The sequence below is a fragment of the Klebsiella sp. RC2 genome, from assembly GCF_014192815.1.
Taxonomy (GTDB): Bacteria; Pseudomonadota; Gammaproteobacteria; order Enterobacterales; family Enterobacteriaceae; genus Klebsiella; species Klebsiella variicola.
This window is the reverse complement of the sequence record NZ_JACHYL010000007.1, coordinates 126,177-152,306: the sequence shown is the minus strand read 5'-3', so window position 1 is coordinate 152,306 and position 26,130 is coordinate 126,177. Positions and strand designations below refer to the sequence as shown.

The following is a 26,130-nucleotide window of genomic DNA, read 5'->3' as shown; positions in this document are numbered from 1 at the left end:
TGAGATTGCGCATTAGCGCCTGGCGACCTGCTTCTGATAGCGCACCGGCGTAATGCCGTAACGCAGGGTGAAGGCGCGGGTCAGGTGGGACTGGTCGGTGAGGCCGACGGCTATCGCCACTTCGGCGGCGGGCATACCGTGGGTGAGAAATGCCTTGGCGCGCCACAGACGGATGGCCATCAGCATCTGATGGGGCGTCACGTGATAGTGGGCTTTAAACTGGCGCTGAAAGTGGTATGGGCTAAGCGCCGCCACCTGCGCTAGCTCGTCGAGGGTGATGGGGCGCATATAGTTATCGTGCAGGTAGTCGCGCACCCGGTCGAAGCGATGCCCGGCCTCACCCTGCGCAGAGGCATGGTGGGCCAGAGGGCGGAAGGCGTCGATGAGGTCGAGCAGCAGTCCCTGCTGGGCCAGCGGATCGTCGCTATGCCACAGGCCATAAATCAGCTGGCCAATCTGTCGGGAACGCAGGGGATCCTCGCGGACCACCTCGCTGAACCACCAGTCGCGCACCCCGGTGATGGCTTCCAGACGGTCCGGCTCCAGATAAATCATCCGGTAGCGCCAGCCGTCAGCGGTTTCCGCTTCGCCGGTATGCAGCTCGTCGGGATTCATGGTGACAATGGCGTTCGCGGCGGCGATATGCTGGCTGCCGCGGTAGCGAAAGCGTTCAGCGCCTTGCTCAATCACGCCGATGCCGAAGGCTTCGTGGGTATGGGGTTCAAAGGCGTAGCGAGAGATATGGGCGTGGTAGAGCTCCACCCCGGGCAGCTGTTCGAGATGGCGAAAGCGCGCGCGGTCTTTTTCATCACTAAATTGGGGTGGTACGCCCTGCATGCCTGCCTCCCGACGGTTATCCCTTCAATATGAGAGAGGAACCGCCGGGACGCAACCGCAAAAGCTGACAGGGGTGGTTACAGAATGCCTTTCACGCTTTCAGCAAGGGAGGTGGTCGGACGGCCGATCAGCGTACTCAGGGTGCGGCTGTCGTCAAACAGCCCGCCTTTCGACGCGCCGACATCGGAATCCGCCAGCATATCCGCCAGACCCGCCGGCAGACCGACGCTTTTCAGCGCGGCGGCGAAATCGGCTTCGCTGAGGTTCTGGTAGACCACGTTTTTTCCGCTTTGCGTGCTCAGCTCAGCAGCCAGGTCGCTCAGCGTCCAGGCGTTATCACCCGCCAGTTCGTAAATCTTCCCTTCATGGCCTTCACCGGCGATAACGCGGGCGGCAGCGGCGGCATAATCCGCGCGGGTGGCGGAGGCAATTTTACCCTCGCCGGCGGCACCGATAAACACGCCATGCTCCAGCGCCGGCGGTGCGCTGGCCAGATAGTTTTCGGTATACCAGCCATTGCGCAGCAGGGCGTAAGCGATACCAGAGTCGGCCAGCATCTGCTCGGTTTCAATATGCTCTGCGGCCAGGCCCAGCGGCGAGGTGTCGGCGTGCAGCAGGCTGGTGTAGGCGATGAATGTCACCCCAGCGGCTTTGGCGGCGTTGATGACGTTGCGGTGCTGAACGGCGCGCTGACCGACTTCGCTGGAGGAGATTAACAGCAGTTTATCCACGCCCTGCAGCGCGGCGGTTAGTGCCGCTTCATCGCCGTACTCGGCCTGACGGACAACGACGCCCTGCTGGCTGAGCGCCTGGGCTTTGGCCGGGTTGCGGACAATCGCCACAATCTGGCTGGCAGGGACGGTTTTTAACAGGTCTTGCAGAACGTAGTGGCCAAGCTGGCCGGTGGCACCGGTAAGGGCGATCATGGGACTTCTCCTTCGTGTTTAGTGGCAGTTGTGGTAAGCTAACACCTTAACTAACTTTTAGTAAGTACGTACAAAAAGGTAAGTGTGAAAATGGCCGAACCGACGCTGAGCGAGAAACTGCGTAACGGCAACCTGTTTGCGGAACAGTGCCCGTCGCGCGATGTACTTAAACATGTCACCAGCCGCTGGGGCGTGTTGATTCTGGTGGCGCTGCGCGAGGGGACCCATCGCTTCAGCGATCTGCGCCGCAAAATGGGCGGGATCAGCGAAAAGATGCTGGCGCAGTCGCTGCAGGCCCTGGAGCAGGATGGTTTTATCGACCGCGTCTCTTATCCGGTGGTGCCGCCACACGTTGAATATAGCCTGACGCCGCTCGGCCTGCAGGTGAGCGAGAAAGTGGCGGCGCTGGCGGACTGGATCGAGAGCAATCTGCCTGCGGTGTTGGCTAACCACGGGGAGTGAAAATGTATCACTCCCTGTAGCCCCGCCACCGGGGAGATATTCCCGGATAGCGGCTGGCGCCTTATCCGGGCTACCCGTCAGCCCCGGTTTGTAGCCCCGGTAAGCGCAGCGCCACCGGGGAGATGTACCCGGATAGCGGCTGGCGCCTTATCCGGGCTACCCGTCAGCCCCGGTTTGTAGCCCCGGTAAGCGCAGCGCCGCCGGGGAGATGTACCCGGATAGCGGCTGGCGCCTTATCCGGGCTACCCGTCAGCCCCGGTTTGTAGCCCCGGTAAGCGCAGCGCCACCGGGGAACAGGCATTACTTGCTCAAATCCAGCTGATAAATGGCGAAGCCGATATCATCGGTGGCCACCTGGCGCATTGGATACTGTGCTTTCTCTTTGATAAACGCCGCGGCTTTGTTGCCTGGCGAGGTCTCAAAACGAATATCCAACGGCGTGTTGCTGTGGATCGGCGCCAGACGCCAGTTGTTATCCGCCGCCGGATGGATCGCGCCATCCTTCTTCGATTGCGCGCCTATCCACGCCGCCAGCACTGAACGGTTTTCATCCGGTGAGGCAAAGGCGATATGGCTCTCACCGGTGCCGGCGAATTTGCCGCCGTAAGCGCGATAGTTATTGGTCGCGACCAGGAAAGTGGCCTGCGGATCGACAGGTTTACCGTTAAAGGTCAGGTGCTTAATACGCTCTGCCTGCGGATGGATCATCTGACATTCGCCGTCGTAGCGGGCCGGCTGGGTGACGTCAATCTGGTAGTTCACCCCGTCAATGACGTCGAAGTTATAGGTGCGGAAGCCGTCCCAGTTGATCAGCGACTGCGGCTTGCTGCTGGCGGGATCGATCTGGTTAAACTGTCCGGCGGAGCACTCCAGCCACTCCTTGACCTCTTTCCCGCTGACCTTCATCACCACCAGGGTGTTGGGGTAGAGATAGAGGTCGGCGGCATTGCGGAAGGTGAGCTGACCTTTCTCCACTTCGACAAAGCTCGCCGGATCGTTTTTACGTCCGCCGACTTTAAACGGCGCGGCGGCGGAGAGCACCGGCAGCTTCGCCAGATCCGGGTCGCCCTGAATATAGTGTTCTACATAGGCTTTCTGCGCCATGTTGACCACCTGCACCGTCGGGTCGTCCTGCACCAGCGCCAGATAGCTGTACATGTTGTCGGCGGACTTGCCGATCGGCTTGCTGACGAATTCGCGAGTGGCGTCGTGGTCGGCTTTCAGCACCGCCACCAGCTTGCCGTCTTCGGCCGCCAGCGATTTCTTCGCCACCGCGTCATAGATTGGCCGCGCTTCCGCTCTATTCTGAGTTACCTGCCATTTGCCGCTGTCGTTGTTCAGCACCAGATCAACCACCCCGAGATGATCGCCCCACATTCCCGGCATCACCGCCGGTACGCCGTTCAGCGTCCCTTTGGCGATATCCGCGCCTTTGATGTTGGCGAAGTCTTTACCCGGGAACACCGCGTGGGCATGGCCGAACATAATGGCGTCCACGCCGGGCACCTGGCTTAAGTAGTAGACCGAGTTTTCGGCCATCGCCTGATACGGGTCGGCGGAGAGGCCGGAGTGCGCGACCACGACCACCACATCAGCCCCTTTCGCCCGCATCTCCGGGATATATTTGCGCGCGGTTTCGGTAATGTCGTTGACCGTCACTTTACCGCTGAGATTGGCTTTATCCCAGGTCATGATCTGCGGCGGCACAAAACCGATATAGCCGATGCGCAGAGTATGGGGTTGACCATCGCTGTCCACGACCCGGGTATCCTGGATCAGGTACGGCGTAAACATCGGTTTGCCAGTTTTGGCATCGATGATATTGGCGTTCACGTAGGGGAATTTCGCCCCGGCCAGCGCCTTATGCAGGAAGTCGAGGCCATAATTGAATTCATGGTTGCCCAGGTTGCCGACGGCGTAATTCAGGGTATTCATCGCCTTATACACCGGATGCACATCGCCTTCTTTCAACCCTTTCGCGGCCATGTAGTCGCCTAACGGGCTACCCTGGATAACATCCCCGTTATCCACCAGCACGCTGTTTTTCGCTTCTGCCCGCGCCTGTTCGATCAGGCTGGCGGTACGCACCAGGCCGAATTTCTCCGTGGCGGCATCTTTGTAATAGTCAAAGTCCATCATATTGCTGTGCAGATCGGTGGTTTCCATGATCCGCAGGTCGACCGTCGCGGCGTTGACGCTGGCGGCGATCAGCGTGGCCAGGAGCGTTGCGCTAAACTTAATCATCAGAGGCGTCCTTTTTTTATGAGCGATAGCACAGTAGAAAATGTATTTATATTCTGTTGCTTACAGAAATGTGAATCTTGCCAGAAAAGCGGGCAGAGAAACCGCCATCGTTATCACAGATAGCGGAACTCGCGGTGATGCGATATAAATAAAACAACGAGTTAACGCCACTGTAACCAGACGAGGTGGAGAATGTTAGAACAAGTATGTCAGCTTGCACGGAACGCGGGCGATGCCATCATGGAAGTCTACGATGGAAACCAGCCGATCAACGTCGCCAGCAAGAAAGATGATTCTCCGGTCACGGCGGCGGATATCGCAGCGCACAACGTCATCATCAGCGGTCTGAAAGCGCTGGATCCTGACACCCCGGTTCTTTCCGAGGAGGACCCGCCGGCCTGGGAGGTACGTCAGCACTGGCAGCGCTACTGGCTGGTCGACCCGCTGGACGGCACCAAAGAGTTTATTAAGCGTAACGGCGAATTCACCGTCAATATCGCGCTGATTGAAAACGGCAAGCCGACGCTGGGCGTTGTCTATGCCCCGGTGATGAAGGTGATGTACAGCGCGCAAAATGGCAAAGCCTGGAAAGAAGAGTGCGGCGTACGCAAGCAGATCCAGGTCCGCGATGCCCGTCCGCCGCTGGTGGTGATCAGTCGCTCTCACGGTAACGATCCGGAGCTGCAGGAGTATCTTGAGCAACTGGGCGAGCATCAAACCACTTCTATCGGATCTTCGCTGAAGTTCTGCCTGGTGGCGGAAGGCCAGGCCCAGCTCTATCCGCGCTTCGGGCCGACCAGCACCTGGGACACTGCCGCCGGCCACGCGGTCGCGGTGGCCGCCGGGGCGCATGTTCACGACTGGCAGGGAAAAACCCTCGACTACACGCCGCGTGAATCCTTCCTCAACCCCGGCTTCCGGGTCTCTATTTATTAAGCAATTTATGCAGCAGGTCGATGACCTGCTGCACCTCCTGCTGGGTCAGCGCACCGTCTTTGGCCCACTTTACGCGCCCGTCCTTATCCAGCACCACGATCGCGGAACTCTTCTCGTCCAGTTGCCAGGCTTTACGCACCAGCCCGTTGCTGTCGACGATAAACTGCGACCATGGAAAAAGCTTTTTATTACTCTCAATGCTGCTGCGCACGAACATGCCGGTGCCCGGAATGGCATCGTCGGTGTTAACGATGGTGGTGGTCTGGTAACGATCGTGCGGGAAACCTGCCGCTTTAATCGCCTCGATCAGGTTGGCATTTTTCTCTTTGGCTGACGAGCGACCGGCAATGTGCTGGATAACTCGCACTTTTCCCACCAGCTGCGAGCTGTTCCAGTTTTTATAGCTAAACTTATCCTTATCCAGAATGAGTTCTCCCCGATCCGCGACGCCGACCGGCGCCACACGCTGGCCGTCGACGAAGTTATGCGCTGTGGCCAGCAGCGGGAGAAGCAGTAACGAGGCGGCCAGTATGCTACGTAGGGTCATGCGTAATCCTTAATCATTTTTATGCAGGTGATCCGACCACTTGGTCTCGTTTAATCATAAGTGCGATTGGCGGCGATTACCCGCAATGAGGATGCCAGTTTGCGTGTTGACGCACAAATTAGTAGAAAAACGGCGACTTATACTTACTTCATCGTATGTCCGAAACGAAAATTCTGAATTATTGTCATCAAACGGTAAATAAACTTATACACACTGGGTCCCTCTGAGATTCTGGACTATAGTTTTAGGGCATTAAAATTTGCGCTCCCGATACGTGGGCTAACTGTGGCACCACAGGAGCGTAACCCTGGCAGGAGAGAAGAATGAAAATTTTCCAACGCTACAATCCGCTGCAAGTGGCGAAGTACGTGAAGATCCTGTTTCGTGGACGGTTGTACATCAAGGACGTTGGCGCATTTGAATTTGATAAGGGCAAAATCCTTATCCCGAAGGTCAAGGACAAGCTGCATCTGTCAGTGATGTCCGAAGTCAATCGTCAGGTGTTGCGTCTGCAAACTGAGATGGCATAACCTGAAACGTAGCAGTACGTAGTAGGTAAAAGACGGCTCCCGATGGGAGCCGTTGATGTTTTTAGCCCTTCATTTCCGCATAGCGTTTGCGATATTCGCCCGGTGGGATGCCGTTATGTTTACGAAAAAGGCGGGTGAAATAGACCGGATCGCTGTAACCCACCGATAAAGCAATTTTGTTAAGTGGGAGCGAGGTGCTCTGAATAAGCCACCTGGCGCGGTTGATGCGCTGCGTTTCCCGCCACGCATAGACCGTTTGCCCCAGTTCATTTTTGAAAAGGTGCGCCAGACGTGAAGGGGAGATAAACACCATCGCCGCCAGGGTCTCGATTTTTACCTCCTGCGCAATATGGGCGTTAAGATAGTCGCAGATGGCGTTAATCCGTGGGTCGTGGGCATGGCGGTTGCTAATGGGCTGCTGCTGAAAACAGCGGAGAATTAATCTCTCCAGCGCGTTCATTGCCAGCGCTTCTGACAGCGGTACGGACGCAGAGTGGTGGCGTATTACTTCGTAGAAAAGATCGCGCAGCTGCTGGAGCTGGTCGGGATCGTTAATGGTTGTTTTGCCGATACCGTGGGTGGTTTGGTCCCACTTTAGCCAGTCTATCCAGTAGGGGCGGGGGATAAAGTAGATCCACAGATGGTCCCAGTACTCGCTGTGTTCGTCCCTGCCGTAATGATGGGGCACGCCGGGAGGAAACAGCAACAGATCGTTTTCCCGGCACAGCAGGAAGCCATCGCCCGCTTTCGCCCGCGCCTGGCCGCGCAGGGTCAGATTAATGATGTAACCTTTCATCCCCTGCGGGCGATTAATGTAGTAGTCCAGCGTGGAGCCGCGGGTAATCGGCGTGAAGCCTGCGACGACCCAGGCATTGAAGGTAAAGGTCTTCATCAATGGCGAAAAATTGAGTAGCTCATTGATATCCAGTTCCATTCTTTCTCCCACCTGGGCGCCGCCGCGTCGTTAGCTTTCGATGATAGTAAATTCCCAGGCCCTGAGGCGCAACGGCTGGCCGACGTCTACAGCCTCCCCGCTCAGCAGCGCGGTACCCGCGGTCTCGCTGACAACATCCAGCGCCTCGCCGGAGTAATTGAACAGGAAGTGGATAGTATTTCCGGCTCGGTTACGCATCTTTTTAACCACTAACGGATAGCGATAGGCGGAAGTTCGCGAGTTCAGCGTGAGATCCGCCGTCAGGACATCAAACAGCTGGCTAATCAGGCGCTTGTGCGGCAGGAAGCCAACGTACAGGGCGCGTCCCTGACCGTAATCCGCCGCCGTTGCGGCGGCGTATTCGCCCCATGCCGGATGCTGATAGCGCAGCAGTGTGCGGGTTCCGCCATCGGGCGTCAGCAATTCCATCCACAGCTCAGCCTGATTATCATTGCGGCAATCAATCTCTGCGCAGCATGAGCTTACCGTCGTCCCTTCCGGCAGGGTGAACTGGCTGTAGCTGACGCCGCAGCTCTGGCGCAAAATCCCCGGCTGCGCGCTGTTGCGCACCTTGACATTTTCATCGCTAAAGCCTGATTTAAAGCCGATCAGCGCTCTGCCGCCCCGGGCGATATAGTCGTTAATCCGTGTTAGCAGGCCATCATCGGCGGCGTACAGACCAGGAACGATCAGTACCCGGTAGCGCGAGGTTTCCTCGTTCACATCGTGGATGATGTCGAGGCTGATATTGTGGTCATACAGCGCATCGTGGAAGCGGCGGAAGATATCGTTATAAATGTTGCTCTCGGCATCGCCGGGACGGAAGTGATTGAGGGCGTCCATCGCCTCATTGCTTATTAGCAACGCGACGTCATTTTCGGCCTTCAGCTCCGCCAGCTGCGGCGACAGGCGGGCGAAATCGGCGCCGATGGTGGTGGCTTCCTGCCAGGTTGGGTTGCGCGAGAAGTCGTGGCTGAGCAGCCCCTTCCAGTAGGTTTCGAAGGCGTTATGAATCGAATGCCAGTGCCAGTAGGAGACCATGGCGGCGCCGGAGGCGATATGGCTGAATGCCTGCAGGCGTAGCTGGCCCGGGAAGGGGGTCCACTGGGCGAAGCCCTGAGCCTGGGTTTCCAGTACGAAGTAGTTCTGACCCGGCTTAAGCGAGCGGGTGATGGCGCCGCCAAAGGCGATTTCCCGCCCGGTCAGGTGCGCCTGGCTCGGGTGATAGATATCGACGCCGGCGATATCCAGCGCCTGCGCCGCCGCAAAATGGTCGACCCGCGGCTGCACGCCGTAAGAGTAACCGCGCCATTCGAAATCGAAGTTGTGGGTGACGAACTGGTGCGGCTGGGCGTATTCCCGAACGATGGCCGCCTGCCAGGCCAGATACTCGGTGACCTGCTGACGCTGATAGCGGGAGAAGGCGCAGGCGAGGCTGGCGTTGATGGTGTTTTCCACCGGCGGAAAATCCTGCCAGCGGTCAATGCGGTTGCTCCAGTAATCCAGGCCGAAATCGCGATTCAGCTGCCGGAGGTCAGGATATTTCTCCTGCAGGCTGCGCACGAAGCCCTCCTGCATATAGCGGCCAATATTGTCGTAATGCTTGGTTTCGTTATCCAGTTGCCAGCCGATAATCGCCGGATGGTGCTGCACATGGGCCATCAGCGTGCGGATAATTTTTTCGGCATAGCGGCGAAAGGTCGGATTGACGATATCCATGATCTGCCGCGGGCCATATTTTTGCTGCCCCGCGACGGTGGTGACCAGAATATCGGGATGTTTCGCCGCCAGCCAGGCCGGTACCGCATAGGTCGGCGTCCCGACGATGACCGCAATGCCGGCCTCATGCATCGCCTCCAGCACCCGGTCGATATGGTAGAAATTGTACTGGCCCTCTTCAGGCTCCAGCGTACTCCAGGTGGACTCGGCAATACGCACCACGTTAATGCCGGTTTCGCGCATTAAGGCGATATCCTTCGCCAGCCGATCTTCCGGCATATATTCATCGTAATACGCCACGCCATAAAATAAATGAGACATACACACTACCTCCTGACATTAATTCGCGGGCACCGGTTGTGAAGCGAAGACACGCGCTTTATCCAGCGTAATAAAAGAAATGAGCGTGAAGCACAGAGCGATACCGCCGAGTACGATATAACTGCTGGTAAAGCCCATGCTCTGGTACATATGGCCGATACCGGTCGAGAGAAAAATAGAGCTAAAGCTTTTCGAAAACTGGAAGCCAATTAAGTAAACGGTCGCTGACAGCAGAGGGTTAAAGTTAGCGGTAATATATTTTAGCGCCGCGACGAGGAGCACCGAGCTTTCAAAGCCGTGGAGGAGTTTAATCAGGCTGATGGATACCGGGCCAATAGCCCATGCGGAGCCGATAATGCGCAAGCTCATAATCAGCCCGCAGTATAACAGCGCATTTTTCGGGCCGATTTTATTCACAAACCATGGCGCAAAGAACATCACGATGGCATCAAGGAAAATCTGACCCGTGGTTAAATAACCGAAGACTTCTGCACCCCGGGCTTTACTCTCAAAGAAATGGCTGTAATAGATAGCGAACTGCTGGTCATAGGTTTCATAGACCGCCCCGACGCCAATGACATAGAGGGCGAAGAACCAGAATTTTTTAATTTTTAACAGCGAGACGGCATCGCGGAGGGTAACCGGCGAGTCTTTGCCAGACAGCAATCCCTGCTGCGGGTGGGCGCTGATCTGCATTTTCCAGACAATGACCAGCAGGCAGACGCCTGCGCCGCTGGCCAACCAGAAAATCATATTCTGATCAATGCCGTAGAGTTTTCCTGCCGCAAAGGTGCCGATCGCGGCGCCGATGCCGCCGAACATCCGCGCCCGGCCAAATTCGAAACCGGAAGCGCGGCTGACTTTATCAATGTAGGCTTCGCAAACCCCGCAGCCTGCGCCGTAGGCCATGCCAATATAAAGGCCGCCAGCCAGCGCGCCGAGGAACACATTTATTTTTAACAGGGGAGCAAAGACATAGATCCAATAAGGGGCGAATAACGTGATTATAATCGCCAGCATCCACATCAGATTTTTACGATATACCAGTTTATCGGAGATGAAGCCGAATAACGGCTGAACGCAGACGGCGACAATAGCGGTAAAGGAATAGACCAGACCGACGTCCGTATAATTGATGCCGATGGTTTCCGTTAACCACAGTGATAAATAGGGGTAGCAGCATCCCCAGCCTATAAAGAAGAACAGGAAAAACAGACAGCTGATAAAGTAATTTTTATTTGACGTTATCATGGTAACCCTCGCTTCCTTTATTCAGGAATATGATCGTGTAGACGCGGGCAACGTTACCTTTTTGCGTGGCGAGGAGTCATGAACGTTCCGCTATCGAGCAGGAGTAATCTGCTATCGGCAGAGGGGCGTGAGCCGCTTCACATTCGGGACATAAAAAAAGGGCGGATGGTTATCCGCCCTTGAGAGAGAAAAGGTCAGGCTCAGGCGTTCTGGCTTTCCGCCGCTTCGGCCTGCTTGGGCACCAGCACCGTTGGCTTGTTATCGATACGGGTCACCAGCAGCTGGTCGATCCGGTAGTTATCGATATCCACGACCTCAAACTTATACCCGGAGAACTTCACCGCGTCGGTGCGTTTGGGGATTTTACGCAGCATAAACATCATAAAGCCGCCGATGGTCTCGTAATTCCCGGACTGCGGGAACTCGTCGATATCCAGCACACGCATCACGTCATCAATCGGCGTACCGCCATCGATCAGCCACGAGTTTTCATCGCGGGCGACAATCTGCTCTTCCAGCCCCTGGCCGACGAGGTCGCCCATCAGGGTGGTCATGACGTCGTTGAGGGTGATGATCCCGACCACCAGCGCGTATTCATTCATGATCACCGCGAAATCTTCGCCGGCGGTTTTGAAGCTTTCCAGCGCTTCTGACAGGGTCAGGGTATCCGGCACGATCAGCGTGTTGCGGATCTGCACGCCGCCGGTCAGGACCAGGCTCTGGTTGGCCAGTACGCGGTTCAGCAGATCTTTTGAATCGACGTAACCGATAATGTGGTCGATATCTTCATTACAGACGAGGAATTTCGAGTGCGGATGTTCGGCCACTTTATTTTTCAGGCTCTGCTCGTCTTCGTGTAAATCAAACCAAATGACGTTTTCGCGCGAGGTCATGGAGGAAGGAACGGTACGGGACTCCAGCTCGAACACGTTCTCAATCAGCTCGTGCTCCTGCTTGCGCAGCACCCCGGCCAGCGCGCCGGCTTCAACGACGGCATAGATATCGTCGGAAGTAATATCGTCTTTACGCACCATCGGCAGTTTGAAGATGCGGAAGATCATGTTGGCCATGCCGTTAAACAACCACACCAGCGGGCGGAAGACTAACAGGCAGAAGCGCATCGGGTTGATGATGCGCAGAGCCACGGTTTCGGGCGCAATCATACCGATGCGTTTCGGAGTCAGGTCAGCAAACAGGATGAACAAGCTGGTGACCAGGGTAAAAGAGATGATGAAGCTCAGCTGCTCGGAGAGCTCCGGCGACATATACCCGCTGAGCAGGCTATGAAACGCCGGGGAGAAGGCCGCGTCGCCCACGATACCGCCAAGAATGGCGACGGCATTGAGGCCGATTTGCACGACGGTAAAGAAGGTGCCCGGGTTCTCCTGCATCTTCAGCACGCGCTGTGCGTTGACGTTGCCTTCATCGGCCAGCAGTTTCAGTTTGATTTTACGTGAGGCGGCCAGTGAGATTTCCGATATCGAAAAAAAGGCACTGACGGCTATCAGACAGAGTATTACTAAAATACTGTTTAACATATCTTTTCTGACCGTTGAGGTCAGATCCTCGGAAGGGAAGTTGATCGAACTATAAGGAAGCTACTTGAACACCCGCCCACAGGCGCGGGCTGGCAATTTCAGAAGGTAGTATAGCGTAACAGTCAGCAAAATCGCCAGAGCATTGATTAATCATTGTTAATTACGCGGTTATCTCTCCGCCACGCGTCAGCGTAAACGCGTACTTATGATGACAGGCGCGCGCCGGTTATTTACCACAACAAGAGCGACTCGCTGCAGGTGAAAGGGAAGGTGATGATCGGCTAATAAAGGGAGCGGAGTCGATCACAGAAATTCACCTGCCATGATAATAACGGATGAAAATTTGTGATGAGAATAGCATCGGTATTTTTACCGTCTTGACCATTCGTATTTAGTAATAGAAATATATCTGTAATTGAAAACGATACTGCAAACGATTTCATATTGATTTGTAAAATATATAGATACGGTCATATTCTTTTCCGTTTTATTTCGAGATGATTAATTTTAGGGATAAAATATGCGTACAAAAACCGCTTTTATTATGTGTTGCGTTCTTGGCATTTCTGCAGCCGGCCACGCGCTGACCTTTGATGTCAGGGGAGGATATCGGGCGGGAAGCCACTCTTACGAGTCCCGCTATAAGGTCAGCCAGGGGTGGGAAACAGGCTGGTGGGCGAGTATGGAGATGGATAACAAAAACAACAAAAATAACCATCAGGGCAACCAGGGTACCGACAGAGCTGATGGTTCCCACTCCTTTGGCGACAGCACGGTCGATTATAATGAAATAGAGGCTAACTATAGCTGGCCATTCGCCGATAAATGGGCCTTGCAGCCTGGCGGCATCTATCACTGGAGCAGCAAAGGCACTCAGCTACGGCCTTATCTGCGCGTTAATTATAAAGCCACGCCCGACCTTACCTTTGGGCTGCGTTATCGCTATGACTACAACACTTATGAAACGGTCAATAGTGCCGGTGAGTCGCATCGGGATAGCTTCAATCGTCTGGATTTATATGTTGCCTATAAATTTAATGCACAATGGAGCGCCTTATATCAAGGCACGGTCTATCGCCACGTCAATGACGACTATAAGTATAAAAATGATAAGTCTTCGGCGACAGAAAATGCGCTAACGCTACGCTATAAATGGAATGACTGGTTTAGTCCCTATATCGAATATGATTATCTCGGGAAACAGGGCTACCATGACGGCCAAAATAAAATCTCAGAATCACGGTATCGTATTGGCATGACGTTTACGCTATAACCTCCCCCTGACGAGCAAGAATCAATATCTGATAACATTAGCTGGCATAATATTAAATACTGCCCCGGCCCTGTCACACCCTTTGGGCCGGGAACCTTCGCCGCTTAGCGATAAGGCCGCGTGGAAGCGCGCGGGATCAGCGTCGGCAGAGAATAGCGCTGGGGATTTTCCGCATGGTTGCTTAACAGTAATTCGACAGCATGGCTGGCAAGCTGATCAAGCGGCGTTTTTACCGAGGTTAAGGGGATCGGCAGACGGCTGACCAAAGGAATGTCGTTATAACCCACCAGAGAAACGTCGCGGCCTATCTCCAGTCCGAGTCGATGTGCCGCCGCCATCACGCCGATCGCCAGGTCATCATTGACGGCGAAAATGGCGCTGGGGCGCGCAGGACTATTCAGTATTTCATAACCGGCGTTTTCACCGGCCACAATGGTAAAATCGGAATCTCGCCACCACTGGGGATTCACCTCGGCCTGCGCTTCCTGCATGGCACGCAGGAAACCCTTTTGCCGGTTTAAGGTGCTTGATGAAAAATTCGGCCCGGCAATGATGCCGATTTCCCGGTGCCCTAAATCCAGTAAATGGCGGGTCGCCAGATAACCTCCCAGTTCGTCATCACCAATGGCCGATGGGCTTATACCGTCGGTACGTAGCGCCAGAACATGGTTGATCTGTTTTTCCCGTAGCTGCTGGGGCAGGCGATCGCCCAGGCGGCAGGTGGAAAGGATCAGGCCGTCCACCCGGCGGTCTAACAGAGATTGCGTGGCGCGCTCTTCCGTTTCTGGATCGTTGCCACAGGTGGCCACTACCGTGAAATACCCATGGCGCGCAGCGGCCTGAGAGACGGCTTCATAGAACATCGCCGTCACGGTATCAGTCAATCTGGGCACCAGAACGCCTATCGTGCCGGTATCGCCCCGGCGCAGACTTGACGCCACGTAGTCACGTCGATAACCCAGCAGCTTCGCCGCTTCGCGTATTTTTTCAGCGGAAGGGCTGCGGGACGGGGGGAGACGTTCATCCAGCACGCGTGAAACAGTTGAAACACTCACGCCTGCAGCGCGTGCCACATCCTGCATCGTGATCGTTCTTCCATTTTGCTCTGAAGATGACTGATTTCCCATGACCGATTCCCTGTTTAAATTCAGCTGAGATTGTATTCGTAGTTATTTCGCCCACGCAACTGAATTGGCGTGAGCGGTAACAGGCAATAATGTGGGAAATAGATCACGTAATGCAGATTGATAAACATTTAAGCCGCTCTTTTTTGTGATTCGAATTGCATTTATTCGCAGAGTACCCTTGATCTTGCGGAGTAAAGGGAAGACATTTCAATTCACTTGCAATCGTTCCTGCAATCGATTTCAAGAAGGGGATTTTATCATCTTTATTGTTGAAATGTGTAAGGAGTTAACATGAAAGCACTTGATTTGCGTGGTATTGTTCCAGCCCCCGTTACCCCTTTTACCCGCGATGGACGCATCGATCATCAAGCGATCAAACGCTTAGGTTCCTGGCTTGGCAGCGTGAAAGGCGTGAAAGGTCTGGTGGTGCTGGGACATGCCGGGGAAGGTACCTTCCTGACTCAGCAGGAGCAGGCCGATGTTATCCGTAGTTTTGTGGACTCGACCGAAGGCCGCGTGCCGGTTATCGCCGGTATTACCGGCGAAGGGACGGAAGTGGCGGCGCTGGAAGCACAGCGTGCCGTCGACGCTGGCGCCTCTGCTGGCCTGCTGTATCCCTCCCATGGCTGGCTGCGTTTTGGCTACCAAAAAGGGGCGCCGCAGGATCGTTATCGCGTGGTATACGAAGAGAGCGGCCTGCCGCTTATTCTGTTTCAGTATCCGGATGTCACGAAAGCCACCTATAACCTCGAAACGATGCTGGATATCTCCGCGCAACCGGGAGTCTTTGCGATGAAAAATGGCGTGCGGAATATGCGCCGCTGGGATACGGAAATTCCGGTTATTCGTCGCGAACGCCCCGACTTACAGATCCTCAGCTGCCATGATGAATATTTGCTGCATACCGCTTTTGATATTGATGGTTTCCTGGTGGGGTATGGCAATATTGCGCCGGAACTCCTGTTAGAGCTGCTGGAAGCCGGTAAAGCGCAGGACTATGTGAAGGCCAAAGCGGTTCACGACCGTCTGCTGCCGGTCACCCGGGCCGTTTATCACCGTGGCTCACATATGGAAGGCACGGTCGCGCTGAAACATGCTCTGGTTGAACGTGGCATCCTGGAACACGCGACCGTTCGTTCACCGTTGTTACCGCTGGAACCCGGCGCGGAAGAAGAGATCAAAGCGGCTATCCGTGAAGCAGGTATTAAAAAAGCGGTTATTTAATTCATTATTTGTATGTTAAACCCGTATTCATCATGAATACGGGTTGGTTTTACCAGGGACTATCCGGTTTTATTCAATATATAAGGTTGGCCATATAATATTCTGTAAAGATAATATAATGAGGCTGTCATGAATAATTTAGAAAAAACATCTTCCACTGTACCCGCACAAATAGAAAAACTTCCCTTCTCTCAATTAATTCGCCGTATTGGTCCGGGTATTGTTCTTACCGGGGTCGTTGTCGGTCCCGGCGCTATCACCACCGCGTCGATGTTAGGGGCGGACTATGGCTACTCTTTGTTATGGCTGCTGATCCCCATTGCCTTTATGGGGATCACGTTTATGTTGACGACCTATCGTATCTCGATGCTCACCGGAATGCCGTCAATCGAGGCGATACGTCACTATTACGGTAAAGTCGCCTCGGGGTTTGTGGGGGTGGCTACTTTTTTAGCCTGTCTTTTTTTTACCATGGGGAATATCTCGGGTACCGGGGCCGGCATGAACCTGGTTTTCGGCATTGACTGGAAACTCGGTGCGTTAATTATGATTGCGGTGATGATCTATTGCTATTTCTCTAAAGGCGTTTATTCCAAAGTCGAAAAAGGGATCACTATTTGTATTGTGGCAATGATTATCGCTTTTTATATTACCCTGGTAGGGACGGGGGGACCAGACTGGAAAGCCAGTGGCGAAGGGTTAACGCATTGGATGTTTCCTGCGGGGAGTTTAGTCACCGCCCTGGGCTTTATCAGTACCAATGCCTCCCTGACGACCGGGATCTACGGCACTTACCTTGGCAAAGAGAAAAAATGGAAAAAAGATGACCTCTTTAATGGCGTGATGGTGGCGGATACCGTCGCCCATATTATCGGTGTGCTGCTGATCAGCGGGGCGATTATTCTGGTGGGGGCCATCGTCCTTTTTCCGCAAGGGATATCAATCAATACGCCGACGCAGCTGGCCGATTTGTTAACGCCCAGTATGGGACGGGCGGCAAAATACATTATGGGTGTCGCCCTATTGGGGGCGGGTTTCTCATCTCTACTGGGGAATACTCAGCGTGGGGTTGTGCTGCTCAATTCCGGCTTCAATAAATCTACCGCGCTGGAGAGTAAAGCGGTCCAGTGGGGATCCATGGTGGTGCTGGTGGTGGCGGGGTTAATCTGCTTTAGCTTTGGCGGTTCGCCGGTGCAGTTAATTTACTTAGCGAATGTGGCAACGGCGGTATCCACGCCGGTCGCCGGCTTGTTTATTTGCCTGCTGCTGTGGCGAAAGGATATTAATAAAGGATACAAGGCGCCACGGTTATTACAAATATGCATGGCGATCAGCTATCTCTTTTGTTTGTTGCTCACTCTCGTTGCGCTGATAAATACCTTACCTAAGTTTATGTCCTCTCTTTCACCCCTGTTTTGAGGTGGGGTATGACAGATGCTGCGCGGTTAAGCGAAGGCTGGAATCAGATGCGTCCCGGCATGGGCGTTGTGCAAGTACGTATAACAGAGGGAAAATAAAATGGAAGAGACTGTTTTACTGGATGTGCAGAGAATACAGACCTCCGAACAGAGCAGCATTATTCTTCACTCTGTCCGGGCGGTGGATTTAGTGAATCACCTGGTACCTGAGTTACACCTCCTCGATAGTCACAGCGAGCCATACAACGTCCAAAAAACAGTGGTTAACTGCCTTTATGCCGGACAGCAGCTTGCCAGAGAACGGCGGGTTGTTTTGCCATTATTGCCAGAGTCGCTCTATTTGCTGGGTGGGATGGTGATTGCTGCCGGGAAGACCATCGAGAAAAAAGAGGTTATTACCCATAATCGTCTGTGCGAAGAGGCCGGGAGGCTGCTGAAAGACGAGGCGGTATGGGAGAGTATCGACATTATAAGAAGTGTTGCTCTGCCTGTTTACCGCCGGCTGGTGAAAGAGCAGCGCACCCACGTCGCCTCTTTATTACAGGCTCTGCTGCATATCCTTGCCTGGCGTAGCGAGAGTGGCTGGGCGCGGGACCAGGCGCAAAGAATACTATGGGCCGGGGGCGTGTTCGGAACGGCAGGCATCGATTCGCTAATCGCTTTCGATCGGGCATTGGCAGAGAAAGAGATGACGTTTCCGTCATTGCGTGAATGGTTAACCGTGACGGCATTTCTGGCCCACTTCCCTGCGGGCCCGGTCTTTTCTGATTAACCACCACTCCCCGATAGCGCAATCGGGTTGTTACTGAGGCGGCAGGCACACGCCGATGCCGCCGATGCCGCAATAGCCGTGCGGGTTTTTATACAGATACTGCTGATGATCGTCTTCGGCATAGTAGAAGGGTTTGGCGGTAGCGATCTCGGTAGTGATGTGACGAGTATCGTGCGCGTCGTTCATCGCCGCCTGGAAGCGGGCGAGGCTGGCCTTTGCCGCTGCCGTTTGTTCCGGCGTCAGCGGGTAAATCGCCGAACGGTACTGGGTACCGTGGTCGTTGCCCTGTCGCATGCCCTGCGCCGGATCGTGATTTTCCCAGAACACCTGTAATAACTGCTCATAGCTAATGACCTGCGGATCGTAAACCACGCGCACTGCTTCCGCGTGACCGGTCTGGCCGCTGCACACTTCGCGATAGGTCGGATTTGGCGTATAGCCGCCGGTATAGCCTGCGGCGGTGCTGTAAACCCCCGGCAATTGCCAGAACAGGCGCTCCACTCCCCAGAAGCAGCCCATGGCGAACAGCGCCACTTCCATCCCCGCCGGGACGTTGGTCATCGAGTGGCCGTTAACTGCGTGGAGCGTCGCCACTGGCATGGGGGTATTGCGTCCAGGCAGCGCATCCGCCTGGGCGACAAGATGCGTTTTATCAAATAGACTCACGGTTGGCCTCTCAATACAGAAATCGTCGTTAAGGTTGTAACGAAGCGTGTCTTTTAACACAATAAACACGCGTAATACGTCTAGATTAATACATAAGAATTATTTGGGTTATTGCCACTTTTTCAACCCTGGTTGTTAGGGTTTTGTTAAGCCGTGGAGCGGCGCCAGTGTTTCCTGTAGGGGGAAACAGGGAGATTCAGGAGAAAATGTGCTAAAAATCCGCCAGTTATGTATCACCAGCCTTTTGCTGGTCAGCGGGGTCGCCAGCGCAGCGAATGTGCGTTTGCAGGTTGAGGGATTATCCGGGGAGCTGGAGAGAAACGTTCGCGCCCAGCTTTCCACCATCCAGAGTGATGAGGTCACGCCGGATCGTCGCTTTCGCGCGCGCGTCGATGACGCCATTCGCGAAGGTCTGAAAGCGCTGGGTTATTACGAGCCGACGATTGAATTTGATTTACGTCCGCCGCCGAAAAGGGGGCGTCAGGTGCTGATCGCCAAAGTGACCCCGGGTGAACCGGTGCGCATTGGTGGAACCGAGGTCATTCTGCGCGGCGGCGCCCGTACCGATAGCGACTATCTGGCGCTGCTAAAAACGCGTCCGGCCATCGGGACGGTGCTGAACCATGGCGATTATGACGGTTTCAAGAGCTCGTTGACCCGCGTCGCCCTGCGCAAAGGCTACTTTGACAGCGAGTTCAACAAAAGCCAGCTCGGGGTCTCCCTTGACCGCCACCAGGCGTTCTGGGATATCGATTACGACAGCGGCGAGCGCTATCGCTTTGGTCACGTCACCTTCTCCGGATCGCAAATTCGCGATGAATACCTGCAAAACCTCGTGCCGTTTAAAGAGGGCGACTACTACACCTCGCAGGATCTGGCCGAGCTAAACCGCCGCCTGGCGGCGACCGGCTGGTTCAGTTCAGTCGTGGTGGCGCCTGATTTCGCTAAATCACGGAAAACCAAGGTGCTGCCTCTGCAGGGCGTTGTTTCGCCACGCAAAGAGAACACCGTGGAAACCGGGGTTGGTTTTTCAACCGATGTCGGGCCGCGCGTGAAAGCCACGTGGAAAAAACCGTGGATGAACTCGTATGGCCACAGCCTGACCTCCAGCGTCAGCCTCTCCGCTCCGGAGCAGCAGTTCGACTTTACCTATAAAGTCCCGCTGCTGAAGAGCCCGCTCGAGCAGTACTATCTGATGCAGGGCGGCTTTAAGCGCACCGATCTTAATGACACCCAGGCCGACTCCACCACGCTTGGGGTATCGCGTTTCTGGGAGATGTCGAGCGGCTGGCAGCGGGCGATCAACCTGCGCTGGAGCCTGGACCACTTTACCCAGGCGAACGTCACCAACACCACCATGCTGATTTACCCTGGGGTCTCGGTGAACCGCACTCGCTCTCGCGGCGGTCTGATGCCCACCTGGGGCGATTCACAGCGCTACTCCGTGGACTACTCCAACACCATGTGGGGCTCGGACATCAACTTCATCGTGATGCAGGCCCAGGACGTCTGGATCCGTACCCTCTATGACCGCCACCGCTTTGTGGTGCGCGGCAACCTTGGCTGGATCGAAGCGGACAACTTTGACAAGGTGCCGCCGGATCTGCGCTTTTTCGCCGGGGGCGACCGCAGTATTCGCGGCTATAAATACAAATCTATCTCGCCGAAGGACGATGACGGCAAGCTGATCGGGGCCTCGAAGCTGGCGACCGGCTCGCTGGAGTATCAGTACAACGTCAGTGGTAAATGGTGGGGCGCCGTGTTTGTCGATAGCGGCGAAGCGGTCAGCGATATTCGCGAGAGCGATTTCAAAACCGGCGCCGGGGTGGGCGTGCGCTGGCAGTCGCCGGTGGGGCCGATCAAGCTGGATATCGCCCGGCCGATCGGCGACAAAGAAGAGCACGGTTTACAGTTTTACATCGGTCTGGGGCCTGAATTATGAGTTTATGGAAGAAGATAAGCCTCGGCGTCTTAATCGTGTTGGTGCTCCTGCTGGGCACCGTCGGGTTCCTGGTGGGGACGACCACCGGCTTGCATCTGGTGTTCAAAGCGGCGGATCGCTGGGTACCGGGGCTGGATATCGGCAAAGTCACCGGTGGCTGGCGTGATTTAACCCTCGATAATGTCCGCTACGAGCAGCCCGGGGTGGCGGTCACCGCCGGTCAGTTTCACCTCAGCGTCCGGTTGCGCTGCCTGTGGGACAGCAGCCTGTGCGTAAACGACATCGCGCTGCGCGATATTTACGTCGCCGTCGATACGAAGAAGATGCCGCCCGCCGCGCCGGTCGAGGAAGAAGACAGCGGGCCGCTGAATCTCTCCACCCCTTATCCGATCACCCTCAGCCGCGTCGCACTGCATAACGTCAACGTCAAAATCGACGATACCGCAGTGTCCGTGCGCGATTTTTCCACCGGCCTGAACTGGCAGGAGAAAAACCTGACCCTGACGCCGACCTCGCTGCAGGGGCTGCTGATCGCCCTGCCGAAGGTGGCGAAAGTGGCGCAGGAGCAGGTGGTCGAGCCGAAAATCGACAACCCGCAGCCGCAGGAAAAACCGCTCGGCGAGACGATGACCGACCTCTTCTCGCAGCCGGTGCTGCCGGCAATGACCGATGTCCATCTGCCGCTGAACCTCAATATTCAGGCGTTCCGCGGAGAACAACTACGCCTGACCGGCGATACCGACATCACCGTGTATAACCTGCTGCTGAAAGTCAGCAGTATCGACGGTCAGATGAAGCTCGACGCCCTAGATATTGACTCCGATCAGGGCAAGGTCAGCGCCTCGGGCCACGCGCAATTGCAGGATAACTGGCCGGTGGACATTACCCTCGCCGGAACGCTGAACGTTGACCCGATGAAAGGGGAGAAGGTGCAGCTGAAGGTGGGCGGTGAAGTGCGTAAAACGCTTAAGGTCGGGGTGGACTTAAGCGGGCCGGTCGCGGCCACGCTGCGCGCGGATGCGCAGCTGGCGGAGGCCGGGCTGCCGCTCAATATGGAGCTGAAGAGTAAGCAGCTCGCCTGGCCATTCAGCGGCGAGAAGCAGTTCCAGGCCGATGATGTCCAGCTGAAGTTCAGCGGCAAAATGACCGACTACGCGCTGGCCTTCTCCACGGCGGTGAAAGGTCAGTCGCTGCCGCCGGCGAAAATCACCCTCAACGCCAAAGGCAATGAGCGGCAGATTAATCTCGACAAGCTGACGGTCAACGCCCTGGAAGGGAAAACCGAGCTGAAGGCGCTGCTCGACTGGCAGCAGGCGATCAGCTGGCGCGGCGAGCTGACCCTCGATGGGATCAACACCGCCAAAGAGGTGCCGGACTGGCCGTCGAAGCTCAACGGCATGATCAAGACCCAGGGCAGCCTGTACGGCGGCAGCTGGCAGATGTCGGTGCCGGAGCTGAAAATTACCGGCAACGTGAAGCAGAACAAAGTGGATGTTTCGGGCTCGCTGCAGGGTAACAGCTATCTGCAGTGGAAAATCCCGGGCCTGCACCTGGCGTTAGGCCCGAACAGCGCCGATATCAAAGGTGAGCTTGGGGTGAAGGATCTTAACCTCGACGCCACTATCGATGCCCCGCATCTGGATAATGCATTGCCGGGGCTTGGCGGAACGGCGAAGGGGCTGGTGAAAGTGCGCGGCACTGTCGATGCGCCGCAGCTTCTGGCCGACATCACCGCCCGGGCGCTGCGCTGGCAGGAACTGACGATCGCCCAGGTCAACGTCAAAGGGGACGTGAAATCCACCGATCAGATTGGCGGTAATCTGGATGTGCGGGTCGATCGCATTAGCCAGCCGGGGGTCAATATCAGTTTGGTGCAGCTCAATGCCAAAGGTACTGAGAAGCAGCATGAGCTGCGGCTGCGCGTGCAGGGCGATCCGGTTTCCGGCCAGCTGACGCTGGCAGGCAGCTTCGATCGTCAGGCCGAACGCTGGAGAGGCTCGCTGAGCGATACCCGCTTCCAGACGCCGGTAGGGCCGGTAGCGCTGACGCGCAGCATTGCGCTGGACTACCGCAACCAGGAGCAGAAAATCAGCATTGGGCCACACTGCTGGACCAACCCGAACGCCGAGCTTTGCGTCCCGCAGACCATCGACGCGGGCGCCAGCGGGCGGGCGCGAGTGAACCTCAACCGCTTCGATCTGGCGATGCTTAAGCCGTTTATGCCGGAGGCGACCCAGGCCAGCGGCGTGTTTACCGGTAATGCCGATGTGAGCTGGGACACCACCAAAGAGGGGCTGCCGCAGGGCAAAGTGACCCTCAGCGGGCGCAACGTCAAGGTGACCCAGGTGGTCAACGACGCGCCGCTGCCGGTGGCATTCGATACGCTGAACCTCAGCGCCGACCTGCATAACAATCGCGCCGAGCTGGGCTGGCTTATCCGCCTGACCAACAATGGTCAACTGGATGGGCAGGTGCAGGTCACCGACCCGCAGGGGCGGCGTAATCTCGGCGGCAACGTCAATATCAGCAACTTCTCGCTGGCGATGATCAACCCGATTTTCGCTCGCGGCGAAAAAGCCGAGGGGAGGCTCAACGCCCGTCTGCGTCTGGGCGGCAACGTGAAAAGCCCGCAGCTGTTCGGCCAGATGCAGCTCAGCGGGGTGGATATCGATGGCAACTTCATGCCGTTTGATATGCAGCCGAGCCAGCTGGCGATGAACTTCAACGGCACGCGCTCGACCCTGCAGGGGACGGTGAACACCCGCCAGGGGCAAATTGCTCTCAGCGGCAACGCCGACTGGACGCAGATCGATAACTGGCGGGCGCAGATTGCGGCGAAGGGCAGCCGGGTGCGGATCACCGTGCCGCCGATGGTGCGTCTCGATGTGTCGCCGGACGTGGTGTTTACCGCCACGCCGAGCCTGTTCAGCCTTGATGGCAAGGTGGATGTGCCCTGGGCGCGGATCGTGGTCAACGAGGTGCCGGAGAGCGCGGTTGGCGTCTCCTCTGATGAAGTGATGCTGGATAAAAACCTCAAGCCGATTAATCAGCAGAGCGCCGGTATCCCGATCAACAGCAACCTGACGATCCACGTCGGCAACAACGTGCGTCTTGAAGCCTTTGGTCTGAAAGCGCGTCTGACCGGTGATTTGAAAGTGGCGCAGGACAAGCAAGGCTTGGGCCTCAACGGGCAGATCAATATTCCGGACGGCCGCTTCCACGCCTATGGTCAGGATCTGATTGTTCGCAAAGGGGAGCTGCTGTTCTCCGGTCCGCCGGATCAGCCGCTGCTGAATATCGAAGCGATTCGTAACCCGGATGCTACCGAAGACGATGTGATCGCCGGCGTTCGCGTCACCGGCTCTGCCGATCAGCCGAAAGCGGAGATCTTCTCTGACCCGGTGATGTCCCAGCAGGAAGCGCTGTCTTATCTGCTGCGCGGCCAGGGTTTGAGCAGCGGACAGAGCGATAGCGCCGCGATGACCTCAATGCTTATTGGAATGGGGGTTGCACAAAGTGGTCAGGTTGTGGGTAAAATCGGCGAGACGTTTGGCGTAAGCAATTTGGCGTTGGACACCGAAGGGGTAGGCGACTCTTCCCAGGTGGTGGTCAGCGGCTATGTACTGCCGGGTCTGCAGGTAAAATACGGGGTCGGTATTTTCGACTCCCTGGCGACGCTGACTTTACGTTATCGCCTGATGCCTAGGCTATATGTGGAAGCGGTGTCTGGCATTGACCAGGCGCTCGATTTGCTCTATCAGTTTGAGTTTTAGCAATGCGAATATTTGTTTACGGCAGTTTACGACGCAAACAAGGCAACAGCCACTGGATGACCAACGCCCAGTGGCTGGGCGCTCATAGTGTCAACGATTATCAGCTGTACAGCCTGGGCCACTATCCAGGCGCGGTGCCCGGCGAAGGCACAGTACATGGTGAAGTTTATCGTATTGATGCATCGACGCTGGCCGAACTGGATGCGCTACGCACGAAGGGGGGCGAGTATGCGCGCCACCTCATTCAGACGCCTTACGGCAGCGCATGGATGTATGTGTATCAACGTTCCGTTGAGGGATGTACGTTGATAGCGAACGGCAACTGGTTGGATCGCGACCAGTATTAACCACGACAGCGCCACCTTCGGGTGGCGTTGTTTTTTCTGCTCCATGCCTTACCAGAGTGGCAGACGATCCTTCGCCAGCCACATCGCGGAAGCCAGCGTCGTCAGCGCGAGAAAGAATAATCGTCGTGTGGGGGTGCTGAACATTACATGATCTCCTCAAGCGTGGTATGGCGGGCCACTCCCTGCAGGTAGCGCCGCATCGCCGAGCGCATCTTCAGCCAGTCAGCTACCCGGTGTGATAATAACCAGGCCGTTGGGCCAATCAGCTCCAGTACCGCCAGTATCCCGCCAAAGCAGAGTAATAATAGGGACAGCATGTCCAGTGAATCCTGAACCTGCCACCAGACGCTCCGGCCTGACTGAAGGGCACTGATGAGTTCAACAGCGAGAAATAGCAGATACATCACCAGCGCGAGGCCGTAAAACAGGTAATAGAGCAGCGCCAGTTGTCGGCGACCTGGATAGAGTGGATGGTTTTTTATATAAGCCGCGCCGTCGCTGGCATTGTATAGCGCGTGGATCGCACGGCTGTCGCGCTCGTACACGGCGACTATCCGATCGCCGATAGCGAGAAAGGGCGGTTGACGGCGGTAAAAAAAGGGATGCAGCGCGAAATTGGCGCAGCCTGCCTGCCACCAGAAGGCCAGCGGCGCCGTGTCGCATTGTATCCCAACGCCATGGTATTCCCGCGTTGGGTTCCCCGCGAACCACTTCTTAAAAATGATATTGCTAATTTTTCCCGTCCGGACGGCATAGCGTTCCGGCAGGGCTTGCGTAAAAGGCATTGCCGTCTGGCGGAGGGCTTTCGCCGTTGCGGGTAGTGGCTGGCAAAAGGAAAAGTCGCGGCGGCGGGCCATTGCCATCTTCGCCAGCAGATCGCGCATGGCGGGGTGCCGTTTTAGCGCCGGGTGGAACAGTCGCTCATAGAGCCCTGTTAACAGTCCGATGAAGGCCAGTATCGCGATAATGCCGCAGCCGAACCTTCCCCATTCTGAGGTGCTCATCACGAGCGGGATAAGAGCGACGATGAGCGTCAGCAGGCTGATAATCAGCAGCGGACGGGCCCAGCGCGTTACCCGTTGACTGGGTTCAAGGAGCGTTTCGCCATCGCTGAGCCAGTGGATCCAGTAACAGCCGTTGTCCAGACGGCGGACGCCAAGGTGCAGAGGCTGATTGATCGTCAGGCGGTCAAAAAGCGCGGGGTCTTTAAAATAGCGTTTATCGGTATAAAAGACATGCTCGCCGGCGATAAGGCGCAGATATCCCTGTTTTTCACAGGCGGCGGTGGTGAAACCGGTATAGTTCAGAGTGAAATAGCGAACGCTTTTCACGGGACACCCTCC

The 26,130-nt window shown here is 56.0% G+C and carries 21 protein-coding genes; 10 read left to right on the top strand and 11 right to left on the bottom strand.

The genetic code is table 11. From position 1 onward, the window contains the following. Window positions 1-12 precede the first annotated feature (12 nt). Window positions 13-837, bottom strand: a complete 825-nt coding sequence (locus FHW76_RS20785) for an AraC family transcriptional regulator (RefSeq protein ID WP_012543102.1) — start codon at window positions 835-837, stop codon at window positions 13-15. A gap of 77 nt (window positions 838-914) precedes the next feature. Then, window positions 915-1,763: an SDR family oxidoreductase gene (locus FHW76_RS20780; RefSeq protein ID WP_012969103.1), complete on the bottom strand. Its 849-nt coding sequence runs from the start codon at window positions 1,761-1,763 to the stop codon at window positions 915-917. Window positions 1,764-1,853: 90 nt separating this feature from the next. Here FHW76_RS20780 and FHW76_RS20775 point away from each other — a divergent pair, with 90 nt between their 5' ends. Next, window positions 1,854-2,225, top strand: coding sequence for a helix-turn-helix domain-containing protein (locus FHW76_RS20775; RefSeq protein WP_032736723.1), 372 nt, complete (start codon window positions 1,854-1,856; stop codon window positions 2,223-2,225). Between the two features lie 300 nt (window positions 2,226-2,525). Here FHW76_RS20775 and cpdB read toward each other — a convergent pair whose 3' ends face one another. After that, a complete protein-coding gene (cpdB, locus tag FHW76_RS20770; RefSeq protein WP_183476964.1) occupies window positions 2,526-4,469 on the bottom strand; it encodes a 2',3'-cyclic-nucleotide 2'-phosphodiesterase in 1,944 nt (647 codons plus the stop codon). A gap of 192 nt (window positions 4,470-4,661) precedes the next feature. On the opposite strand from cpdB, the gene cysQ reads away from it, so the two are divergent. Next, the gene (cysQ, locus tag FHW76_RS20765) at window positions 4,662-5,405 is read left to right on the top strand and encodes a 3'(2'),5'-bisphosphate nucleotidase CysQ (RefSeq protein ID WP_064170534.1); all 744 of its coding nucleotides are present in this window, start codon (window positions 4,662-4,664) and stop codon (window positions 5,403-5,405) included. On the opposite strand, the gene FHW76_RS20760 is transcribed toward cysQ, so the two are convergent. Continuing rightward, on the bottom strand, window positions 5,395-5,952 hold the full coding sequence (locus FHW76_RS20760) for a YtfJ family protein (RefSeq protein WP_008807162.1): 558 nt from the start codon (window positions 5,950-5,952) through the stop codon (window positions 5,395-5,397). The two genes, cysQ and FHW76_RS20760, sit on opposite strands and share 11 nt — an antisense overlap. A 323-nt stretch (window positions 5,953-6,275) precedes the next feature. Here FHW76_RS20760 and FHW76_RS20755 point away from each other — a divergent pair, with 323 nt between their 5' ends. Next, the gene (locus FHW76_RS20755; protein ID WP_002886707.1) at window positions 6,276-6,482 is read left to right on the top strand and encodes a DUF1107 domain-containing protein; all 207 of its coding nucleotides are present in this window, start codon (window positions 6,276-6,278) and stop codon (window positions 6,480-6,482) included. Window positions 6,483-6,543: 61 nt separating this feature from the next. On the opposite strand, the gene araC is transcribed toward FHW76_RS20755, so the two are convergent. The 4 genes from araC to FHW76_RS20735 form a co-directional block, all read right to left on the bottom strand. Beyond that, complete coding sequence (gene araC / locus FHW76_RS20750) at window positions 6,544-7,416, bottom strand: arabinose operon transcriptional regulator AraC (protein ID WP_004178353.1); 873 nt, start codon at window positions 7,414-7,416, stop codon at window positions 6,544-6,546. Window positions 7,417-7,446: 30 nt separating this feature from the next. Continuing rightward, complete coding sequence (locus tag FHW76_RS20745; RefSeq protein WP_183476962.1) at window positions 7,447-9,456, bottom strand: beta-galactosidase; 2,010 nt, start codon at window positions 9,454-9,456, stop codon at window positions 7,447-7,449. Between the two features lie 18 nt (window positions 9,457-9,474). Next, complete coding sequence (locus FHW76_RS20740) at window positions 9,475-10,707, bottom strand: oligosaccharide MFS transporter (protein ID WP_183476960.1); 1,233 nt, start codon at window positions 10,705-10,707, stop codon at window positions 9,475-9,477. A gap of 200 nt (window positions 10,708-10,907) precedes the next feature. Then, window positions 10,908-12,245: a hemolysin family protein gene (locus FHW76_RS20735; protein ID WP_008807158.1), complete on the bottom strand. Its 1,338-nt coding sequence runs from the start codon at window positions 12,243-12,245 to the stop codon at window positions 10,908-10,910. 520 nt (window positions 12,246-12,765) lie between these two features. On the opposite strand from FHW76_RS20735, the gene FHW76_RS20730 reads away from it, so the two are divergent. Continuing rightward, window positions 12,766-13,518: an oligogalacturonate-specific porin KdgM family protein gene (locus FHW76_RS20730; RefSeq protein ID WP_183476959.1), complete on the top strand. Its 753-nt coding sequence runs from the start codon at window positions 12,766-12,768 to the stop codon at window positions 13,516-13,518. A 104-nt stretch (window positions 13,519-13,622) separates the two neighbouring features. Here FHW76_RS20730 and FHW76_RS20725 read toward each other — a convergent pair whose 3' ends face one another. After that, complete coding sequence (locus FHW76_RS20725; protein ID WP_008807156.1) at window positions 13,623-14,645, bottom strand: LacI family DNA-binding transcriptional regulator; 1,023 nt, start codon at window positions 14,643-14,645, stop codon at window positions 13,623-13,625. 291 nt (window positions 14,646-14,936) lie between these two features. Between FHW76_RS20725 and FHW76_RS20720 the strand changes: the two genes are divergently transcribed. From FHW76_RS20720 to FHW76_RS20710, 3 genes are all read left to right on the top strand, one after another. Beyond that, window positions 14,937-15,869 (top strand): dihydrodipicolinate synthase family protein, encoded by a 933-nt coding sequence (locus FHW76_RS20720; protein ID WP_038422032.1) that lies wholly within the window; start codon window positions 14,937-14,939, stop codon window positions 15,867-15,869. A gap of 129 nt (window positions 15,870-15,998) precedes the next feature. After that, window positions 15,999-17,288, top strand: coding sequence for an Nramp family divalent metal transporter (locus FHW76_RS20715; protein WP_012969097.1), 1,290 nt, complete (start codon window positions 15,999-16,001; stop codon window positions 17,286-17,288). A 99-nt stretch (window positions 17,289-17,387) separates the two neighbouring features. Then, a complete protein-coding gene (locus FHW76_RS20710; RefSeq protein ID WP_008807153.1) occupies window positions 17,388-18,059 on the top strand; it encodes a hypothetical protein in 672 nt (223 codons plus the stop codon). Window positions 18,060-18,089: 30 nt separating this feature from the next. Here the strand turns inward: FHW76_RS20710 and msrA are convergent, their stop codons facing one another. Next, complete coding sequence (gene msrA, locus FHW76_RS20705) at window positions 18,090-18,725, bottom strand: peptide-methionine (S)-S-oxide reductase MsrA (RefSeq protein WP_008807152.1); 636 nt, start codon at window positions 18,723-18,725, stop codon at window positions 18,090-18,092. A gap of 208 nt (window positions 18,726-18,933) precedes the next feature. Between msrA and tamA the strand changes: the two genes are divergently transcribed. Genes tamA through FHW76_RS20690 form a run of 3 tightly spaced genes read left to right on the top strand, consistent with a single transcriptional unit; the run spans window position 18,934 to window position 24,787 of the window. Continuing rightward, a complete protein-coding gene (gene tamA, locus FHW76_RS20700; protein ID WP_008807151.1) occupies window positions 18,934-20,667 on the top strand; it encodes an autotransporter assembly complex protein TamA in 1,734 nt (577 codons plus the stop codon). Then, a complete protein-coding gene (gene tamB, locus FHW76_RS20695; RefSeq protein WP_043875908.1) occupies window positions 20,664-24,440 on the top strand; it encodes an autotransporter assembly complex protein TamB in 3,777 nt (1,258 codons plus the stop codon). Before tamA ends, tamB begins: the two co-directional genes overlap by 4 nt. Window positions 24,441-24,442: 2 nt before the next feature. Beyond that, window positions 24,443-24,787 (top strand): gamma-glutamylcyclotransferase, encoded by a 345-nt coding sequence (locus FHW76_RS20690; RefSeq protein WP_008807149.1) that lies wholly within the window; start codon window positions 24,443-24,445, stop codon window positions 24,785-24,787. Window positions 24,788-24,930: 143 nt separating this feature from the next. Here the strand turns inward: FHW76_RS20690 and FHW76_RS20685 are convergent, their stop codons facing one another. Next, window positions 24,931-26,118, bottom strand: a complete 1,188-nt coding sequence (locus FHW76_RS20685) for a hypothetical protein (protein WP_183476957.1) — start codon at window positions 26,116-26,118, stop codon at window positions 24,931-24,933. Between the last annotated feature and the right edge of the window lie 12 nt (window positions 26,119-26,130).

Excerpts from the sequence above, each read along its gene's own strand:
- FHW76_RS20785 (WP_012543102.1), bottom strand. The coding sequence starts at position 837 with ATGCAGGGCGTACCACCCCAATTTAGTGATGAAAAAGACCGCGCGCGC.
- FHW76_RS20755 (WP_002886707.1), top strand. The coding sequence starts at position 6,276 with ATGAAAATTTTCCAACGCTACAATCCGCTGCAAGTGGCGAAGTACGTG.
- FHW76_RS20740 (WP_183476960.1), bottom strand. The coding sequence starts at position 10,707 with ATGATAACGTCAAATAAAAATTACTTTATCAGCTGTCTGTTTTTCCTG.
- FHW76_RS20720 (WP_038422032.1), top strand. The coding sequence starts at position 14,937 with ATGAAAGCACTTGATTTGCGTGGTATTGTTCCAGCCCCCGTTACCCCT.
- cpdB (WP_183476964.1), bottom strand. The coding sequence starts at position 4,469 with ATGATTAAGTTTAGCGCAACGCTCCTGGCCACGCTGATCGCCGCCAGC.
- FHW76_RS20725 (WP_008807156.1), bottom strand. The coding sequence starts at position 14,645 with ATGGGAAATCAGTCATCTTCAGAGCAAAATGGAAGAACGATCACGATG.
- araC (WP_004178353.1), bottom strand. The coding sequence starts at position 7,416 with ATGGAACTGGATATCAATGAGCTACTCAATTTTTCGCCATTGATGAAG.
- FHW76_RS20745 (WP_183476962.1), bottom strand. The coding sequence starts at position 9,456 with ATGTCTCATTTATTTTATGGCGTGGCGTATTACGATGAATATATGCCG.
- FHW76_RS20760 (WP_008807162.1), bottom strand. The coding sequence starts at position 5,952 with ATGACCCTACGTAGCATACTGGCCGCCTCGTTACTGCTTCTCCCGCTG.
- FHW76_RS20775 (WP_032736723.1), top strand. The coding sequence starts at position 1,854 with ATGGCCGAACCGACGCTGAGCGAGAAACTGCGTAACGGCAACCTGTTT.
- FHW76_RS20710 (WP_008807153.1), top strand. The coding sequence starts at position 17,388 with ATGGAAGAGACTGTTTTACTGGATGTGCAGAGAATACAGACCTCCGAA.
- FHW76_RS20735 (WP_008807158.1), bottom strand. The coding sequence starts at position 12,245 with ATGTTAAACAGTATTTTAGTAATACTCTGTCTGATAGCCGTCAGTGCC.
- FHW76_RS20730 (WP_183476959.1), top strand. The coding sequence starts at position 12,766 with ATGCGTACAAAAACCGCTTTTATTATGTGTTGCGTTCTTGGCATTTCT.
- FHW76_RS20715 (WP_012969097.1), top strand. The coding sequence starts at position 15,999 with ATGAATAATTTAGAAAAAACATCTTCCACTGTACCCGCACAAATAGAA.
- FHW76_RS20780 (WP_012969103.1), bottom strand. The coding sequence starts at position 1,763 with ATGATCGCCCTTACCGGTGCCACCGGCCAGCTTGGCCACTACGTTCTG.
- tamB (WP_043875908.1), top strand. The coding sequence starts at position 20,664 with ATGAGTTTATGGAAGAAGATAAGCCTCGGCGTCTTAATCGTGTTGGTG.
- cysQ (WP_064170534.1), top strand. The coding sequence starts at position 4,662 with ATGTTAGAACAAGTATGTCAGCTTGCACGGAACGCGGGCGATGCCATC.
- FHW76_RS20690 (WP_008807149.1), top strand. The coding sequence starts at position 24,443 with ATGCGAATATTTGTTTACGGCAGTTTACGACGCAAACAAGGCAACAGC.